Source organism: Umezawaea sp. NPDC059074 (assembly GCF_042738955.1).
Taxonomy (GTDB): domain Bacteria; phylum Actinomycetota; class Actinomycetes; order Mycobacteriales; family Pseudonocardiaceae; genus Umezawaea.
Genome location: NZ_JBHYHC010000030.1, coordinates 1 through 17040, shown reverse-complemented (window position 1 = coordinate 17040; position 17040 = coordinate 1). Strand labels below are relative to the sequence as shown.

Below are 17040 nucleotides of genomic sequence, written 5' to 3'. Positions count from 1 at the left end.
TCAGCGCGCGAGGTAGGGGAGCCAGCCGCCGAAGCGCGTGATGTCCTCGGCGGACATCGCGGTGGCGTGGTCGCAGTGGAACCCGAGGGCGGCGCTGCCGTCGGCGAGGGTGATCGGGCCGAGGCTCATCGGCGCGGGCAGCGCGGCGAGGAACCGACCCAGTGCGGCGGGGGAGAGGGCCCAGCGTTCGCCGGGCAGTGCGGCACCGCCTTCCGGTCCGGTGTGGACGATGCCGGGTTTGTCCGGAGGGCCGGTGATCACGACCATCCGGTACTCGGGCGCGGTCGTGACCTCGCCGGAGTACCGCGCGCCGAGCGCGGTGAGCTGGGGGTTGAGCGGCTGGCCGCGCAGGTGCGCGCCGAACACGACGAGGTCGACCCCGGTGTCCGGGTACGGCGTGGCGGCCTGTTCGCCGGTGAGCAGCGCGGCGACGTCGAACCCGACCTGGTCGTCGAACGCGCGGGTCACGACGCTGACCCCGAACGGTCCGCCGTCGGCGACGCCGCCGGGGACCGCGACGGCCGCGAGGTCCAGGAGGTTGACCAGGTTCGTGTAGGTGCCGAGCCGTCGGTTGACCCCGAGCGGGTTCGCGGCGACCTCGGCCAGCGTCGGGTGCTCGGGCGCGGTCGGCAGCAGCAGCGCGACCGTGCCCGCCAGGGTGTGCGCGGCGCGGGACCGGTGCTGGTCGAGTCGTTCGAGGTCCACGACGTGGTCGCGGGCGGTCGGCTTCGCCGCCGCGCCGATGATGGTCCGGACGCTGGGGTCGACGTCGTCGGGATGCGCGTCCACGAACGCGCCCACGGCGGCGTGCCGCTCGGCGACCAGCGTGCCCTCGTAGAGCAGGGTGGCGGCGTCGAGCATGTCGCTGACGTCGACCGTCCTCGTGGACGCGCCCGCGGCGTGCAGCCGGTCGACGACCTCGGCGAACGCCCGGCGGGCGTCCGGCGACAGCGGGGCGAGGTCCTCGTCGCGCGGCACCGCGACCACCGGGTTCGGCCCGGCGGACAGCCGCACGTCGGCGGGCCACGTGCGGCTGCGCGGGTCGTCGGGGTCGGGGCCGGTCATCAGCGCCACGGCGGTCTGCGCGAGCGTCAGCGTGGTGGCGAAGACCGTGACGCAGTCGTAGGACCGGCACGCCGGGACGACACCGGTGTTGGGCACCAGGCCGAGGGTCGCCTTGACGCCGACGATCCCGTTGAACGCCGCGGGCACTCGCCCCGAGCCGGCGGTGTCGGTGCCGACGCCCAGGTCGGCGATGCCGAGCGCGACCGCGACGGCGGACCCGGAGCTGGAGCCGCCGGAGATCCTGGTCGGGTCGAGGGCGTTGCGGACCGCGCCGTGGTGCGGGCTGCGGGTGCCCACGAGGCCGGTGGCGAACTGGTCGAGGTTGGTCTTGCCGAGCACCAGTGCGCCCGCGTCGACCAGCCGTGCCACGGCGGGCGCGGTCGTGTCGGGGTGGTAGGCGAACGAGGGGCAGCCCGCGGTGGTGGGCAGCCCGGCGACGTCCACGTTGTCCTTCACCGCCACCAGCAGCCCCGCGAGCGGCAGCGACTCGCCCGCGGCCAGCCGTTCCTCCAGGGCCTTGGCCTCGGTGAGCACGTCCTCCTCGCCGCGCAGCAGGATCCACACCTCCGGCCGGTCGACCTCGGCGATCCGCGCGTACGCGGCACGGACTCGGGACGTGGCCTTCACGCGGCCCTCCGATCGGCGATGACGACGAGGGGTTGGCCCGCGGTGAGGTGCTGGCCGGGGGTGACCAGGACGTCGGCGACCACGCCGTCGACCGGCGCGCGCACCACGACCTCCAGCTTCATGGCCTCCAGGAGCATCAGCGCCTGGCCCGCGACGACCGCGTCGCCGGGACGGGCGTCGATCTGCCACACGCTGGCGCTCAGCGGCGCGGCCACGAGGCTGCCGCCCGGCGGGACGCTGACCTCCGGCCGAGCCAGGGGTTCCGGCTCCGGGCGCGGGGCGAACTCGCCCGAGGCCAACCACGCCCGCCGCTCGGCCTCGAACGCGGCGGCCTGCCGGGCGCGGAACGCGGCGATCTGGTCGGCGTGCGTCCTGAGGAACCACTCGTGGTCGGCGAGCACGAACTCGCCGTCGGTGATCGCCAGGTCGGTCCGGCCAGCCTGGAGGTCCGCGCGCACGTCCAGCAACTCCTGGGCCCCGACCGGGTAGAACTCGATCCGGTCGAAGAACCGCAGCAGCCACGGCACCCCCGGCTCGAACGGGCCGTGCTGCCGCAGCCCGGACCAGATGGGCACGGTCCGGCCGATGAGCTGGTAGCCGCCGGGGCTCTCCATGCCGTAGACGCACAGGTACGCGCCGCCGAGCCCGACGCCGCCCTCCGGCGTCCACGTGCGGGCCGGGTTGTACTTGGTCGTCACGAGCCGGTGGCGCGGGTCGAGCGCGGTGGCGGCGGGCGCGCCGAGGTACACGTCGCCGAGCCCCAGCACCAGGTAGGAGGCCGCGAACACGATGTCGCGCACCTCGTCCGGGCTCGCCAGGCCGTTGATCCGGCGGACGAACTCGACGTTGTCCGGGTTCCAGGGCGCGTCGTCGCGGACACCGGTCGTGTAGCGGCTGATCGCCTCGTGGATCGACGGGTCGTCGAAGGACAGCGGCAGGCGCACGACCCGGCTCGGCACGACCAGCCCGGACACGTCGGGGAGCGCGGCCTCGGCCTCGCGCAGCAGCCCGAGGAGGGTCCGCGGCGGCAGCACGTCCGGATCGGTGTGCAGGTGCAGCGACCGCACACCCGGTGTCATGTCGACGATGCCGGGCGGCGCGAGCGCGGTCAGCGCCTCCATCAGGGCGTGCACCCGCAGCCGCAGACCGAGGTCCAGCACCATGTCCCCGTACTCGACGAGCACGTTGTCGTGGCCGCCGCGCCGGTAGGTCACCGGCGGCTCGCCGTCGTGGCGGGCGAGCACGCCGTCGTCACCGTCGCCGCCCACCGCGAGCGGTCGGGCCGGGGCGTCCAGCCGGTGCAGCGCGGTGGCCGTGGCCTCGGGGACCGGGCGGAACCGGACCGTGTCGCCGGGCCGGAGCTGGCCGATCTTCCAGCGGGCCCCCGAGACGACCGTGACGGGGCAGATGAACCCGCCGAGGCTCGGACCGTCCGGACCGAGCAGGACCGGCGTCTCACCGGAGACGTTGACGGCCCCGATCGAGTACGCGGTGTCGTGCACGTTCGACGGGTGCAGCCCGGCCTCGCCGCCGTCCTGCCGCGCCCAGAGCTGCTTGGGCCCGCTGAGCCGGACGCCGTTGCGCGCGGACTGGGCGTGCACGGTCCACGCGGTGCCGTAGAACCGGGCCAGGCCTTCGCGGGTGAGGAACTCCGGGGCCGCGTGCGGGCCCTCGGACACCTCGACGTCCCAGTCGGTGTGGAACTCCGGTCTGGCCGTGACCGGCGTCGGTTCGGTGGTCGTGGCGCTGCTGGGGCACAGGACGTCGCCCGCGCGCAGGGCGCGACCGGCGTGGCCGCCGAACGAGCCCGCGGTGAACGTGGCCGCGCTGCCGAGGTACTCCGGCACGTCGAGGCCGCCGCGCACCAGCACGTACGTCCGCATCCCCGGTCCGGGCGGTGCGGCGACGTCCACAGTGGACCCGGCGTGGACGGTGAGTGGTTCCCATTGCGGGACAGGGGTTTCGTCGATCGTGATGACGGCGGGCGCGCCCGTGACGCAGATCGTGGTGGTGACGCCGAACCGCAGCGCCGGACCCTCCAGGGTGCACTCCAGGCCCGGCGCGCCCTCGGGGTTGCCCAGCGCCAGGTTGCCCAGCCGGAACGACCGGTCGTCCATCGGCCCGCTCGGCGGGACGCCCACCTGCCAGTACCCGGTGCGGCCCGGCCAGTCCTGCACGGTCGTGGACGTGCCGCCGCGCAGCACGTCGATCCGCGGCTCGGTGTCGGCGAAGGCGTCGGACGTGGTGTGCGAGGCGGTGCGGAAGCGGTCGTCGGCGCAGATCCCGCGCAACTGCCCCAGGTTCGTCCGCACGCCGTCGATCCGGGTGGCGGCGAGCGCCTCGCCCAGCCGTGCCACGGCGTCCGCCCGGTCGACGCCGTGGACGATCACCTTGGCCAGCAAGGGATCGTAGTGCGGCGACACGGTCAACCCGGTCTCGATCCACCCGTCCACCCGCGCGTCGTCGGGGAACTCGGCCCTGGTCACCAGCCCGGAGCTGGGCTGGAAGTCGCGCACCGGGTCCTCGGCGTACACGCGGGCCTCGATCGCGTGCCCGGTCGGCTCGGGAACGGCGTCGGCCAGGACGTCCTCGCCCAGCGCGAGCCGCAGCATCCACGCGACCAGGTCCAGGCCCGTGACCTCCTCGGTCACCGGGTGCTCGACCTGCAACCGCGTGTTGACCTCCAGGAACGACACCTCGCCGCGCTCCACGTCGAGGACGAACTCGACCGTGCCCGCGCTGCGGTAGGCCACCGACGCGCAGAGGTCCCGCGCCGTCCGGTGCAGCAGCGCGCGGACGTCGGCGGCGAGCCCGAACGCGGGCGCCTCCTCCACCACCTTCTGGTTGCGGCGCTGCACCGAGCAGTCCCGGTCGCCCAGCACGACCACCGCGCCGGTCCCGTCGCCGAAGACCTGCACCTCCACGTGCCGCGCCCGCGCCACGAACCGCTCGACGAACACCCCGCCGGACCCGAAGTGCGCCTCCGCCAGCCTGCGCACCCCGTCGAACGCCGCCCGCAGCTCGCCGTCGTCGGCACACGGCCGCAACCCGATGCCACCACCACCGGAGGTGGCCTTCAGGATCACCGGGTACCCGATCGCCGCCGCCGCGTCGAGGGCCGCCTCCACGCCGTCGAGCAGCCCGCTGCCCGCGAGCAACGGCACGCCAGCCTTCGCGGCCGCCTCACGCGCGGTGTGCTTGTCCCCGAACAACTCCAGCTGCTCCGGCGTCGGCCCGACGAACACCAGCCCGGCCCCCGTAACGGCCCGCGCGAACTCCGCGTTCTCCGACAGGAACCCGTAACCGGGGTGCACCGCGCCCGCGCCGGACGCCTTGGCCGCCGCCAGGATCGCGGCCCCGTCCAGGTAGCTCTCGACGCACACCGCCTCGTCGGCCATGGCCGTGTGCGGAGCGCCCGCGTCGACCTCGGAGTAGACCGCCACCGCACGCAGCCCGAGGGCCTTGACCGACCTGATCACCCGACAGGCGATCTCACCCCGGTTGGCGACGAGCACGGTGTCGAACAAGGTCGGCCTCCCGCGGTCGAAAGCTGTATACAGCCCTGTCGACACGGCTGTATTCACTTGCGGGAACCTAAGAACAGCGTGTTTCGGAGACAGCGTCTCCTGATGTCCGGCACGTTTCCCCGCGTAACCAGGTGGCGGGCGCGCGCGTAACAATGATCAGCGGATGATCAGGAGGTGGGACGGCTGCGCAGCCCCGCCAGAGCCAGGGCGATCGGCAGCGAGCAGAGGAACGGGACCAGGTCGGTCCGGTTGGTGTGCAGCTCGGTGGCCAGGTCCCACAGGGAGAACCCGAGGAACAGGGTGCCCACCGCCCACCCGAGCACCACCGCGAACGCGAACCGGCGCGGTGCGAGGAAGAGCGCGCCGATCTGCGCCACGAGCGCGATCGCCGCGGGAACCACGGTGATCGCGAAGCCGAACCCTTCCTGGACGTGACCGACCCAGGTGGACAGCAGGGTGACACCCAGCACCGCGACCAGGACGGTCACCACCGCCAAGCCGTCGGCGCGACGTCGGGTGAGGCCCACCAGACCCGCGCGCCCGACCGAGCCCACGGCGAGGCCGCTCGCCCCCATCAGCAGCACGAGGCCCGCCGACACCACCCACATGCCGGGGTAGCCGGGACTGCTGTCGCCCTTGGCCAGCGAGGCGCCGATCAGCGCCACACCCCAGGTCGCCGTGATCGCGAGCCCGGCGAGGAACCCCGTGGCGGGCAGGGGTTTCCGCGAGGTGCCCAGGAGCAGCGCCCCACCGCCGAACGCCGACACGATCATCGCGGTGAAGTACCAGAGGCCGAACGGCAGGTCCTGCTGGATCGTCTCCTGGTAGGAACTGCCGAGGAACGCCCCCATGGTCATGACCAGCGCGGAGACGATCGCCAGCGCGCCCGCGACGGGAGTGGCGGACTTGGGCTCCGGGGTTCTCGGTTCGCCGACGATCGGAGCCTCCACCACGGCCTGGTCGGCGTTCGCCAGTCGCGCGAGCAGGTCGTAGGCCTCGCGGAGGTCCCCGCTCGCCAACCGGTCCCGCACCTCGTCGAGCCCCGCCACGTCGGTGGCCCGCTTGCGGTCGCTGCGCGCCAGGTACAGCTCGCCCTGCATCTCCACGTCGCGGCTGGGCGTCTGGTGGGGGTTGCGGTCGCGGACCTTCTCGAACACGTAGTCGTACAGCTCGCCGAGCCCGATCAGGCCGTCCGCGTCGCGGTCGGCCGCGCCCGTGGCGAGGCCCTCGACCACGGCGGCGGTGAACACCGACGGCCGCGGCGGCTGGTCGTCGGTGAGGTGGTCGCCCTCGAACGCGTACTCCATCGCGCTCGACGCCGTGATCACCGCCCGGCCCCGGCCGCCCGCGAAGCTGTCGAACACGTGCGCGTCGCCCGCCGCGCGCACGGCGACGCCCTGCCGGTACGCGCCGCCGTAGCAGCAGTCCAGCAGCAGCACGATGCTCCGCGACCGGCTCGTCGCCATGCAGCGCTGCACGTAGTCGGCCGACACGGCGGTCGACCGGAGGCGGTCCGGGCGGGTGTCGCGCATCGCGAAGTGCAGTTCGCCGGACTCGCTCTTGAGGCCGTGGCAGGAGAAGTGCAGCAGCAGCACGTCGTCCGGCCGGGCGTCGGAGAACAGGTCCTCGATGCGGCCGAGTACGGCGTGCGCGGTCTCGTCGCGCACCACGTGCACGTCGAAGTCGCTGATCCGCCGGTCGGACAGGACCTCCGCGAGCGCCGCCGCGTCCGCGGACGGCGAGCGGAGCGCGCGCAGACCGGCGTGCTCGTAGACGTCGTTGGCGATGATCAGTGCCGTGCGGCGGCCACCCATCGGACTCCCTCCGCCCACCGGGTAGTCGTCAGGAGGCCCGATCTTGTTTCACACCGAGGTCGGCAGCCCCGCGGCCACGAAGTGCTCGGTGCCGATGAACGACGTGACGTCGCCGATCCGGCCGTCGCGCAGGGTCAGGACGTTGATCGACCACGCCCGGTGCGCGCCCGCCTCCTCGTTCCACAGGTAGCAGCCCACGGCGGGCTGGCCGTTGGCCGTGGTGGGGAGGTGCTTCCACGAGCCGCAGGAGGTGAGCGGGATGGTGGTGGCGAAGTCCATGACGGCGTCGATGCCGGAATACCAGTGCGGCAGGGGCGGCATCGACCAGGTGACGTCCTCGGTCAGCAGCGCCACGAGGGCGTCGGCGTCACCGCGTTCCAGCGCGGACGAGAAGGACGCGACGATCCCGCGCACCTGGGCGTCCTCCATCATCCGCAGCGTCCGCTGCTGGGTGCGGGCCGGGATCTTGCCGGACACGGTGGCGCGCGCCCGTTGCAGCGCGCTGTTCACCGACGCGGTGGTGGTGTCCATGGTCGTGGCGATCTCGGCGGGGGAGTAGCCGAGCACCTCGAACAGCAGCAGCGCGGCCCGCTGGTTGCCCGGCAGGTGTTGCAGCGCGGCGACGAACGCCAGCTCGACGGCCTCCCGCTGCTCGTAGCGGGCGTCCGGGGCGGCCGGACCGGCGGTGAGGCCGGTGTCGGGGTACGGGCTGAGCCACGCCACGTCCGTCACCGGGGTCGCACCGGTCACCGCGCGGTCGCTCGACGGGCCGAGGTCCACGGGCAGCGCGCGCCTGCCGCGGCTCGCGACGGCGTCCAGGCACGTGCGGGTGGCGACGGTGTAGAGCCACGAGCGCAGCGAGCTGCGGCCCTCGAACCTCGGCAGGCCCTTCCACGCGCGCAGCAGGGCGTCCTGGAGGGCGTCGTCGGCGTCGTAGGTGGAGCCGAGCATCCGGTAGCAGTGGGCGTGCAGCTCGCGGCGGAGCGGTTCGAGCAGCCTGCTGAAGGCGGCGTCGTCTCCCTCGCGCGCCCTGGCCAGGTCGGGATCCTCAGCGGTTTCCGCGATTCCCGAGTTCACTTCGCTCACGACCGATGATTCTGCCCCACCCCGTCGGTCACTTACCTCCGAACACGCAGACCAGGCCTTTTCCCAGGAGGAACGATGAACCACCCGTCGACCGTCGAGACCCTCCGCGTGCCGGACGCGCTGCTGCACTACGAGGTGCGCGGCGTCGGACCGCTCGTCGTGCTCGTCGGCGCCCCGATGGACGCCCGGTCGTTCGAGCCGCTGGCCGACCTGCTCGCCGCCGACCACACGGTGCTCACCACCGACCCGCGCGGCATCAACCGCAGCGAGGTCGACCACCTCGACCAGGACTCCACGCCCGAGATGCGCGCGGACGACCTCGCCAGGCTCATCGAGCACGTCGACGCGGGCCCGGCCGTGGTGCTCGGGTCCAGCGGCGGCGCGGTCAGCGCGCTGGCCCTCACCCAGGCCCGCCCGGACCTCGTGCACACCGTGATCGCGCACGAGCCGCCGCTGCTGGAGCTGCTGCCGGACCGCGACGAGCTGCGCGCGGGCACCGAGGAGATCATCGCCCTGCACAAGGCGGGCGACACCGTCGGCGCGTGGCGCAAGTTCCTGGACCAGGCCAACATCCGGATGCCCGAGGAGGTGTTCCAGATGATGTTCACCGGCGAGCGGGACGCCCAGCAGATCGCCGACGACACCTTCCAGCACGAGCACATGATGCGACCCACCATCGCGTTCGAGCCGGACGTCGACGGGCTGCGCTCGACCACGACCCGCGTCGTGATCGGCATCGGCGAGGAGTCGACGGACCAGATCTGCGACCGCACGTCCAGGGCGCTCGCCGCGGCGCTGGGGCTCGAGCCGACGATGTTCCCCGGCGACCACATCGGCTTCGCCCAGGACGCCGCCGCGTTCGAGACCCGGCTGCGCGAGGTGCTCAAGGGGAGCTGAGGGACGCCACGGGCCCGCTCACCTCCGGTCGCGGGTCCGTGGCGGCGTCGCCGACCGTCCAGCACAGGGCCACGCCCACGGCGGCGAACACCGCCGCCACCAGCACGGCTATCGCCGCTCGACTTCCGCCAGACACGGTCCCACTCCTCGAAGGCTGTGCCCGTGGGGTCAGCGGAAGCCGTCGAGTCGTTAGCGGAAGTCACCCGGTCGAGTGGCGCTCGCGGTCGAGCAGCCGCCGCAACGTCGTGGTGGTCGGCATCTCCACGTACCGGTGGAACAGCTCGACGCCCAACGCCGTCGCCAGCAGCGCGCCCAGCACCGCCAACGGCAGCCCGACCAGCGGTTTCAGCCACCCGAGCACGCCGAACATGATCGGCATGTGCAGGAGGTAGACGGAGTACGTCCGCTTGGCCAGGACGGCGATCCACCGGGACCGGGCGATCCGGCCGCTCGCGTCCATGCCGAGGATCACCACGAGGATGTCGATGAGCAGCGCGTTCTGGTAACCGTCGCCGCTGAGCATCGACACGGCCACCAGCTCGGCCCGGATGAACAGCAGGAAGTGCGCGGCCCCGAGCAGCAGCCCGACGCCGAGGCGGACGCGGCCCAGCCGCACCAGCGCGATGATCTGGCCGATGAAGACGATCGGCAGGAACGCCACGATCGTGCGGGTCGGGGCGGCCGCCGCCTCCGGCACCAGCGACATCGTGATCGAGATGGCCGCCGCCGCGACCGCGGGCGGCAGCCACGGCCACCGCCGCAGCGGCAGGATCATCAGCGCGGTGAAGGCGTAGAACACCAGCTGCACCATCAACGACCAGGTGATGGGCAGGATCGACGTGGCGCCGGGCACGATGTACGTGCCGAACCACGTGTCCAGCAGCAGGTTCGACACCGTCGCCGCCGACTGCGGAGCCATCGACGGCGTCAGGCCCGCCACCACGAACGCGAAGCTGATCGGCAGCGCCACCCACATCACCGGCAACACCCGCACCGCACGCCGGGTCAGGAACTCCACCGGCCGCTCGCGGAACGCCACCCTGGTGACCACGAGCCCGGAGATCAGCAGCATCATCGCGACGCCGACGAAGCTCAGCTCGCCCCGCAGGTGCAGCGTGCCGGTCGCCGCGTTCAGGGCGTCGCCGAACGGGAAGCTGTTGTCGCGGCCGCCGTGGATCCACGCCGCGAGGTGGTGGTAGGCGATCGACACCGACGCGACGACCCGCAGCACGTCGAGCCCGTGCAGGTAGCCCGCCCGCACCGGCGCGGCGACCGCGGTCTCCTCGGTGGCCGTCACGCCGACACCTCGCTGGTCCGCCGGAGGCGGGGGAGTTCGGCGACCACCAGCACCGCCGCGAGGGCGAGCGGGAAGCCGATCGGGAAGGGGAGTCCGAGGCCGAGGACGGTCCAGCCGAGCGTGCCCGTGAGCACGAGCAGCCAGCGGGAACGCCCGGCGAGCCACCGGACGGCGGGGCGTGTGCCGACCGTGTCGTCGGCGCGCAGCGCCACCAGGAACACCAGCACCGCGACCAGCGCGGTCAGCGGGTACCACCACTGCGCGACACCGGGCACGACGGCCTCGGTCCACGCCAGCAGCCCCCACACCGCGAGCCCGAACAGCACCGCCGCCCACCCCGGCAGGCGGTCGTCGCCGAGCACCAGGCCGAGCACGGCCAGCGGGAACAGCACCACCGGCATCGCGAACCCCGTCGACACGCCCACCAGCAAGAACACCCCCACCAGCAGCAACAGGGCCAGCGGAACCAGCCACGCGGGCGTCCTGGCCGCCAGCGCGCCGACCGGCCAGAGCACCAGCTCGATCGCGACGACCCACACCAGCGGCTCGACCAGGACCTCGCCGCCGAGCAGCGGGAGCACGCCCGCGAGCACCGCGCCGACCCCGGCGGGCACCGCGATCCGGACCAGCCGGGGCACGTCGAGACCCGGCTTCACGGCGTGGCCGCTCGCCAGCAGCAGGAGCATCAGGCCGAGCACGCCGAAGTCCTCGCCGATGCCGAGCGGCCGGTCGAGCCACTCGCGCACCACGTCGACCAGGCCGAAGCGCTGACCGTGCCGGTCGAGCCACAGCCCGCCGAGGAAGCTGTAGACCACCAGGCAGATCCCGAACGCGCGGGCGAGCACCGCGGAGCCCTCCCTCATGAGATGGGCGGGAGGGTGCGGAGCTGCGCGTCCAGCAACTCGAGGAACGCGAGGTCCGCCGTGGTCCCGTCGGGGCCGAACGCCTCGACCCGCACCACGCCCCGGCTGCTGGCGTAGTGGGCGCGGTAGGTGATCGGGCCGGACTCCCCGGCCCCCGGCGTGAACCGCAGCGCCACGACCTCCGGGTGCCGGGTGGGGATCGGCCGGTAGCCGACCCGCCCGTAGAGCAGTTCGATGGCGTTCATCAGCCCCTTGGACGCCTGCTCGGCCTTGGGCGTGAACAGCCAGACGCCGCGCGTCACCTCGGCGTCGTGCGTCACGACGACGGAGATCGACCTCACCCACGCCTTGAGCACCAGCAGGTCGGCGTCGCCCAGCACGTCCGCGTTGGCGATCTTCGCCACGGACCCGGACAGCCGCACCGACACCCGCCCCGTCGGTTCGGTCAACGAGGGCGGCTGCGCGGCCGACTTCGGCAGCCGCGGATCGCCGTACACCGTGCCGCCGCGCAGGGATCGCGGGTCGCCGCCGTCCCCGCGGTCGCCACCGAGCGCCCACGCCCCCGCCGACAGCCCGACGAGGACGACGAGCGTGGCCGCGACGCCTGCCGCGCGCGGTGGTGGCGCCATACGGGTGCTCCTGGCTACGGGACGAGCGGCGCTCACCGGCGCCTGCCAGGAATTCTCTCAGACGGATCGGTCTGCGGTGCGGGCATCGGCCCAACCGGTGATCACGTCCACTGTGGACGGTCAGGCCGCGGGCGGCACGAGGACGCCCACCAGCCCGGTCACGTTCGCGCGCAGGTTCGCCCCGGCGTCCGGCTGCCCGGCGAGGTGGCGCAGCAGCGCCTGCTGGAACAGGCCGTCGAACATCGCGTACACGGCGGGGGAGGAGCCCGCGATCTCCGAGCCCGCCAGCTCCGCGTAGCGGGACAGCACGCGCCAGATCATCCGCTCCAGCATGGCGTCGATCTCCAGGACGTCCTCGCGGAACGAGTCCTCGAAGAGGGCCTGCGAGCGGAGGTCGTACCAGAGCCGGTGCATCGTGGCGTCCTCGACGAGCGTGGTGATCAGCGCGTCGAGGAACCCGCTCGCCAGCTCGTCGGTCGAGTCGGCCGTGGCGACGATCTTGTCGTAGCGCTGCGAGCACACGGACTTGTACTGCCGGACGCAGTACGTGATCAGCTCGACCTTGTCGCGGAAGTAGTAGTGCAGCACGCCGTGCGAGAACGAGGAGTTCTGCGCGATCTCCCGCAGGCTCGTGCGCGCGTAGCCCAGTTCGGACAGCGTTTGGAGCGCCGCGTCCGCGAGCTCGCGGCGGCGCTCCTCGAACTTGTCGACCTGGCGGCGGGAGACGCGGTCGACCTTCTCTGCGGTGGACATCGCCGCTGACAGTAGCCGATCCGCCACGTCTTGACGATCGTCCAAGAAAACCTTGACAGTCGTCCAAACCGTTCCTAGCGTGTGGTCCACATCACTGGCGATGGCGAAGGGCGGCACGCGATGAGCCGAATGGATCTGTCCGGGAGGTGCGCGCTCGTCACCGGAGGAGCCCGCGGCCTCGGAGCGGGGATGGCGGCGGCGCTCGCCGCCGCGGGAGCCCGCGTGATGATCGCCGACGTGCTCAAGGACGCGGGGGAGCAGACCGCGGCCGGCCTGGAGGGCGGCGCGTTCGTCGAGCTCGACATCACCGACGACGCCGCGTGGGAGAGCGCCGTCGCCCACACCGTCGCCGAGTTCGGCGGGCTCGACATCGTGGTCAACAACGCGGGCATCGAGGTCACGTCGCTGCTCGTGGACATCGACGCCGCCGAGACCCTCAAGATGCTCGAGATCAACATCCTGGGCACCATGCTCGGCCTCAAGCACGGCCTGCGCGCCATGCGCCCCGGCGGCGCCGCGGGCAACGGCGGCACCATCATCAACATCGCCTCGGTCGCCGCCACCATCGCCTTCCCCGCCATCGCGGGCTACTCCGCCACCAAGTCCGCCGTCGACCGGCTCACCCGCGTCGCGGCCGCCGAGTCCGGCAAGCTCGGCTACGGCGTGCGCGTCAACTGCCTCTACCCCGGACTGGTCCCGACCGAGATGGGCATCAAGCTCGCCGTCGAGACCGCGGGCATCGGCCTGTTCGAGAGCCCGGACGCCGCCGTCGCCGCGGTCGTCGGGCTGACCCCGTCCGGACGCCTCGGCGAGGTGTCCGACATGGCCGACGCCGTCGTCTTCCTGGCGTCGGACGCTTCCAGGTTCGTCAACGGCGCGGGCCTGCCGGTCGACGGCGGAATGGGGATGTGACCATGACCAAGCCAGTCGTCGTCTACGGGGTGTCCGGCTACACCGGCCGGTTGATCTGCGAGTACCTCCGCGAGTACCACGTGCCGTTCGTCGCCGCGGGCCGCGACGGGAAGAAGGTGCAGGAGGTCGTCGACAAGATCCCCGGCATCGAGAACGCCGACTACGAGGTCGTCGAGGTGAGCCACGACGTCGAGGCGCTCACCTCCCTCTTCGACGGCGCGTCCGTCGTCTGCAACACCGTCGGCCCGTTCATCAAGCTCGGCCCGGAGGCCGTGGAGGCCAGCCTCGCGGCGGGCTGCCACTACCTGGACACCACCGGCGAGCAGGACTGGACGCTGGCCGCGAAGGAGAAGTGGGGCCAGGCGTTCAAGGACGCCGGGCTGCTGCTGTCGCCGGGCGTGGCGCAGATGTACACCACCGGCGAGATCGCCGCGAACATCGCGCTGGAGACCGTGCCCGGCCTGGACACCCTCGACATGCTGGTGCTGTGGAAGGGCTTCCCGACCTACGCCTCCACGCAGACGATCTTCACCATCCTCAAGGCCGACTGGTTCCACCTGCTGAACAACGAGTACGTGGCGTGGGACCACCGGGCGACCCGCGAGTGCGTGGTCCCCGGTCAGCACGGCACCGCGCTCACCGTCCCGTGGGGCGGCACCCTGCACCCGGTGTGGTTCAAGGACGACCCGCGCGTGTCGACCTGCCTGGTGACCGGCGGCGTCCTGGACCGCGCGGTGATGGACGGCGTCGTCGCCACCACCGGCATGTTCGAGGAGCAGATCCGCCCGCTCGACCCCGAGGCGCAGGAGGCGGCGCTGTCCGACATCGCCAACAGCCTCCAGGCGGACATGCCGCCGCGCGAGAACCCGCGGGTCAACACCTCCATCGACTCCGTGCACGCGTCCGGTCCGCTCGGGCGCGTGCACGTGGCCATCCACGGCAACTCCAACTACAAGCAGACCGGCCTGCTCCAGGCGTACGCGGCGTACTCGCTGCTCCAGCAGGCCCCGCGCCGGGCCGGGTTCGCGTCGGCCTGCCAGGCGTTCGGGCACCGGGAGCTGCTCGGCGTGCTGCGCAACTTCGGGCTGGTCCTCAACCCGATCGTGGAAGCGCACACCTGACATGTCCCTGACGGCCTACCTGGACAAGGGGGCGTCGCTCGGTCGCGGCGCCCCCTGCCTGACCATGGACGGCACGTCGCTCACCTACGGCGACGTCCAGGACCTGTCGCACTCGGTCGCCCGCGCGCTGGCCCGCGCGGGCGTCCGGGCGGGCGACAAGGTCGGGGTGCTGTCGGGCAACGACCCGACGGCGTTCGCGTGCGTGTTCGGCATCGCCCGGCGCGGTGCCGTGTGGTGCCCGATCAACCCGCGCAACGCGGCGGGGGAGAACCGCGAGCTGCTGGACCTGTTCGACTGCGTCGCGCTGATCCACGCGCCCGCGTACGCCGACCTGGTCGCGGAGATCGCCCCCGACCTGCCCAAGCTGACCACGATCGTGCCGCTGGCGTCGCTGGACGAGTGGCTCGACGGCGACGACGTGGAGTACGACCCCTCGGCTCCGGACGACACGGTGATGATCGTCGGCACCGGCGGCACGACCGGCAGACCCAAGGGCGTGCAGCTCACCGACCGCAACCTCGAGACCATGACGGCGCTGACGCTCATGGCGTACCCGTTCGAGCCCCGGCCGGTGTACCTGGCGATGGCCCCGCTCACCCACGCGGCGGGCGTGCTGTGCTTCCCGGTGATGGCGATGGGCGGCGAGATCGTCGTCATGCCCGCACCCGACCTGGGGCTGTTCCTGGACCTCATCGGACGGCACCGCGTCACGCACACGTTCCTGCCGCCGACGCTGATCTACATGCTGCTCGCCCACGAAAGCCTGTCCACTTCGGACCTGAGTTCGCTGCGGTGCTTCTGGTACGGCGCCGCGCCGATGTCCCCGGCCAGGCTGGAACAGGCGCTGACCGCGATCGGCCCGGTGATGGCGCAGCTGTTCGGCCAGTCCGAGGCCCCGATGATGGTGTCGATGCTGTCCCCGGCCGAGCACTTCCACGCCGACGGCACGGTCGCGCGCGAGCGCCTGGCGTCCGCCGGACGGCCAGGACCGCTGGTCACCGTCGGGATCATGGACGAGTCCGGCGGCCTGCTGCCGACCGGCGAGCGCGGCGAGATCGTCGTTCGCGGCTCGTTGGTCATGCGCGGCTACTACCGCGACCCGGCGGCCACGGCCGAGGCGTCCCGGTTCGGCTGGCACCACACCGGCGACATCGGCTACCTCGACGACGAGGGCTACCTCTTCATCGTCGACCGCGCCAAGGACATGATCATCACCGGCGGCTTCAACGTGTACTCGGCCGAGGTCGAGCAGGCGCTGATGGCGCACCCCGCCGTGCGCGACTGCGGCGTGGTCGGGCTGCCGGACGAGAAGTGGGGCGAACGGGTCGTGGCCGTCGTCCAGGCCCAACCGGACGTGACGGCCGACCCGGCCGAGCTGGTGGCGTTCGTGAAGGCGCGGATCGGCAGCGTGAAGGCTCCCAAGCAGGTCCACGTGTGGGCGGACCTGCCCCGGTCGACCGTGGGGAAGGTGCTCAAGACCGACATCAAGGCGCGTCTGCGGTCGGGCTGAACAGGGGACCGTCGAGGTACTTCAGGCCGGTGTCGCACGCGACCGTGACGACCGTGCGGCCCTCGCCGAGGTCGCGGGCCACCTTCAGCGCGCCCAGGACGTTGAGCGCGCTGGACGTGCCCGCGAAGATCCCCTCCTCCCTGGCCAGGCGCAGGGCGAGGCGGCGGGCCTCCGGCTCGTCGAGCGCCAGGGCCTCGTCGTAGACACCTGGCGTGAGCAGCGGCGGGACGACACCGGTGGCCGTGCCCTCGACGGTGTGCGGACCGCCGGTGCCCGCTGTCAGCGCGGGCGACGACGCCGGTTCGAGCGCCACGATCCGCGTGCCGCCCTCGCGCAGGGGCGTGGCCACGCCGTGCAGCATGCCGCCGGTGCCGACGGCCGCGCAGAACGCGTCCACGGTCCCAGCCTGCTCCAGGATCTCCCGGCCCATGGTCGCGTAGCCGGTCAGCGCGTCGGTGTTGCGGAACTGGTCCGTCCACAGCGCGTGCCCGCGAGCCAGGATCCGGTCCACCTCCTCGCGCATCCGCACGAACAGGTCCGGCGTGACCCTCCCTCCGTCGCTCGGCACCACCGTGAGGTCCGCGCCGAACGCCCGCATCGTGCGCAGCTTCTCCGGCGAGAACGCGTCCGACGACACCAGCGACAGCGGGTAGCCCTTCACCGCGCACACGAACGCCAGCGACGACCCGGTGCTGCCACCGGTGAACTCCACGACCCGGATCCCCTCGCGCAGCGCGCCACGGCGTTCCGCGCCCTCGATGATCGCCAACGCCATCCGGTCCTTGTAGCTGCCGGTCGGGTTCCCGCCCTCGACCTTCACCAGCACCCGCGCCGACCCCGCGGGCACGACGTGCCGCAACTCGACCAGCGGCGTGCCACCGATCGCGTCCAACGGCGAGGAGAGGACTCCGGGAAACGGCATCAGGTGCTCCAGGGAGG

The 17040-nt window shown here is 72.6% G+C and carries 14 protein-coding genes; 4 read left to right on the top strand and 10 right to left on the bottom strand.

Annotated features, from left to right (window positions below):
* The 4 genes from atzF to ACFWW9_RS16085 all read right to left on the bottom strand — a co-directional run bounded on the left by atzF (position 1) and on the right by ACFWW9_RS16085 (position 8110).
* Positions 1 to 1692, bottom strand: a complete 1692-nt coding sequence (gene atzF / locus ACFWW9_RS16100) for an allophanate hydrolase (protein WP_390377364.1) — start codon at positions 1690 to 1692, stop codon at positions 1 to 3.
* Entirely contained in the window at positions 1689 to 5219 is a 3531-nt protein-coding gene (gene uca / locus ACFWW9_RS16095) for an urea carboxylase (protein WP_390377361.1), read from the bottom strand. The genes atzF and uca overlap by 4 nt, the downstream gene beginning before the upstream one ends.
* A gap of 167 nt (positions 5220 to 5386) precedes the next feature.
* A complete protein-coding gene (locus tag ACFWW9_RS16090) occupies positions 5387 to 7033 on the bottom strand; it encodes a caspase domain-containing protein (protein WP_390377359.1) in 1647 nt (548 codons plus the stop codon).
* Between the two features lie 48 nt (positions 7034 to 7081).
* Entirely contained in the window at positions 7082 to 8110 is a 1029-nt protein-coding gene (locus tag ACFWW9_RS16085; protein WP_390377520.1) for a sigma-70 family RNA polymerase sigma factor, read from the bottom strand.
* Between the two features lie 84 nt (positions 8111 to 8194).
* Here ACFWW9_RS16085 and ACFWW9_RS16080 point away from each other — a divergent pair, with 84 nt between their 5' ends.
* Entirely contained in the window at positions 8195 to 9016 is an 822-nt protein-coding gene (locus tag ACFWW9_RS16080; protein WP_390377356.1) for an alpha/beta fold hydrolase, read from the top strand.
* On the opposite strand, the gene ACFWW9_RS16075 is transcribed toward ACFWW9_RS16080, so the two are convergent.
* From ACFWW9_RS16075 to ACFWW9_RS16055, 5 genes are all read right to left on the bottom strand, one after another.
* Positions 9003 to 9152: a hypothetical protein gene (locus tag ACFWW9_RS16075; protein ID WP_390377354.1), complete on the bottom strand. Its 150-nt coding sequence runs from the start codon at positions 9150 to 9152 to the stop codon at positions 9003 to 9005. The two genes, ACFWW9_RS16080 and ACFWW9_RS16075, sit on opposite strands and share 14 nt — an antisense overlap.
* 63 nt (positions 9153 to 9215) lie before the next feature.
* A complete protein-coding gene (locus ACFWW9_RS16070; RefSeq protein ID WP_390377351.1) occupies positions 9216 to 10313 on the bottom strand; it encodes an acyltransferase family protein in 1098 nt (365 codons plus the stop codon).
* Positions 10310 to 11176, bottom strand: coding sequence for a hypothetical protein (locus tag ACFWW9_RS16065; protein ID WP_390377348.1), 867 nt, complete (start codon positions 11174 to 11176; stop codon positions 10310 to 10312). The genes ACFWW9_RS16070 and ACFWW9_RS16065 overlap by 4 nt, the downstream gene beginning before the upstream one ends.
* On the bottom strand, positions 11173 to 11805 hold the full coding sequence (locus ACFWW9_RS16060) for a hypothetical protein (protein ID WP_390377345.1): 633 nt from the start codon (positions 11803 to 11805) through the stop codon (positions 11173 to 11175). Before ACFWW9_RS16060 ends, ACFWW9_RS16065 begins: the two co-directional genes overlap by 4 nt.
* Positions 11806 to 11925: 120 nt before the next feature.
* Positions 11926 to 12558, bottom strand: coding sequence for a TetR/AcrR family transcriptional regulator (locus ACFWW9_RS16055; RefSeq protein WP_390377342.1), 633 nt, complete (start codon positions 12556 to 12558; stop codon positions 11926 to 11928).
* A gap of 120 nt (positions 12559 to 12678) precedes the next feature.
* Between ACFWW9_RS16055 and ACFWW9_RS16050 the strand changes: the two genes are divergently transcribed.
* Genes ACFWW9_RS16050 through ACFWW9_RS16040 form a run of 3 tightly spaced genes read left to right on the top strand, consistent with a single transcriptional unit; the run spans position 12679 to position 16101 of the window.
* On the top strand, positions 12679 to 13470 hold the full coding sequence (locus ACFWW9_RS16050) for an SDR family NAD(P)-dependent oxidoreductase (protein WP_390377339.1): 792 nt from the start codon (positions 12679 to 12681) through the stop codon (positions 13468 to 13470).
* Positions 13471 to 13472: 2 nt separating this feature from the next.
* Entirely contained in the window at positions 13473 to 14591 is a 1119-nt protein-coding gene (locus ACFWW9_RS16045; protein ID WP_390377337.1) for a DUF5938 domain-containing protein, read from the top strand.
* A gap of 1 nt (position 14592) precedes the next feature.
* Positions 14593 to 16101 (top strand): AMP-binding protein, encoded by a 1509-nt coding sequence (locus ACFWW9_RS16040; protein WP_390377334.1) that lies wholly within the window; start codon positions 14593 to 14595, stop codon positions 16099 to 16101.
* Here the strand turns inward: ACFWW9_RS16040 and ACFWW9_RS16035 are convergent.
* Positions 16076 to 17040: PLP-dependent cysteine synthase family protein (locus ACFWW9_RS16035; protein ID WP_390377332.1), on the bottom strand; the 965-nt coding region annotated here is incomplete at its 5' end. The two genes, ACFWW9_RS16040 and ACFWW9_RS16035, sit on opposite strands and share 26 nt — an antisense overlap.

What these genes read in the sequence shown, in the direction of transcription:
- ACFWW9_RS16090 (WP_390377359.1), bottom strand. Translation starts at nt 7,033, where the DNA reads ATGGGTGGCCGCCGCACGGCACTGATCATCGCCAACGACGTCTACGAG.
- ACFWW9_RS16080 (WP_390377356.1), top strand. Translation starts at nt 8,195, where the DNA reads ATGAACCACCCGTCGACCGTCGAGACCCTCCGCGTGCCGGACGCGCTG.
- ACFWW9_RS16065 (WP_390377348.1), bottom strand. Translation starts at nt 11,176, where the DNA reads ATGAGGGAGGGCTCCGCGGTGCTCGCCCGCGCGTTCGGGATCTGCCTG.
- ACFWW9_RS16060 (WP_390377345.1), bottom strand. Translation starts at nt 11,805, where the DNA reads ATGGCGCCACCACCGCGCGCGGCAGGCGTCGCGGCCACGCTCGTCGTC.
- ACFWW9_RS16055 (WP_390377342.1), bottom strand. Translation starts at nt 12,558, where the DNA reads ATGTCCACCGCAGAGAAGGTCGACCGCGTCTCCCGCCGCCAGGTCGAC.
- ACFWW9_RS16050 (WP_390377339.1), top strand. Translation starts at nt 12,679, where the DNA reads ATGAGCCGAATGGATCTGTCCGGGAGGTGCGCGCTCGTCACCGGAGGA.
- ACFWW9_RS16045 (WP_390377337.1), top strand. Translation starts at nt 13,473, where the DNA reads ATGACCAAGCCAGTCGTCGTCTACGGGGTGTCCGGCTACACCGGCCGG.
- ACFWW9_RS16040 (WP_390377334.1), top strand. Translation starts at nt 14,593, where the DNA reads ATGTCCCTGACGGCCTACCTGGACAAGGGGGCGTCGCTCGGTCGCGGC.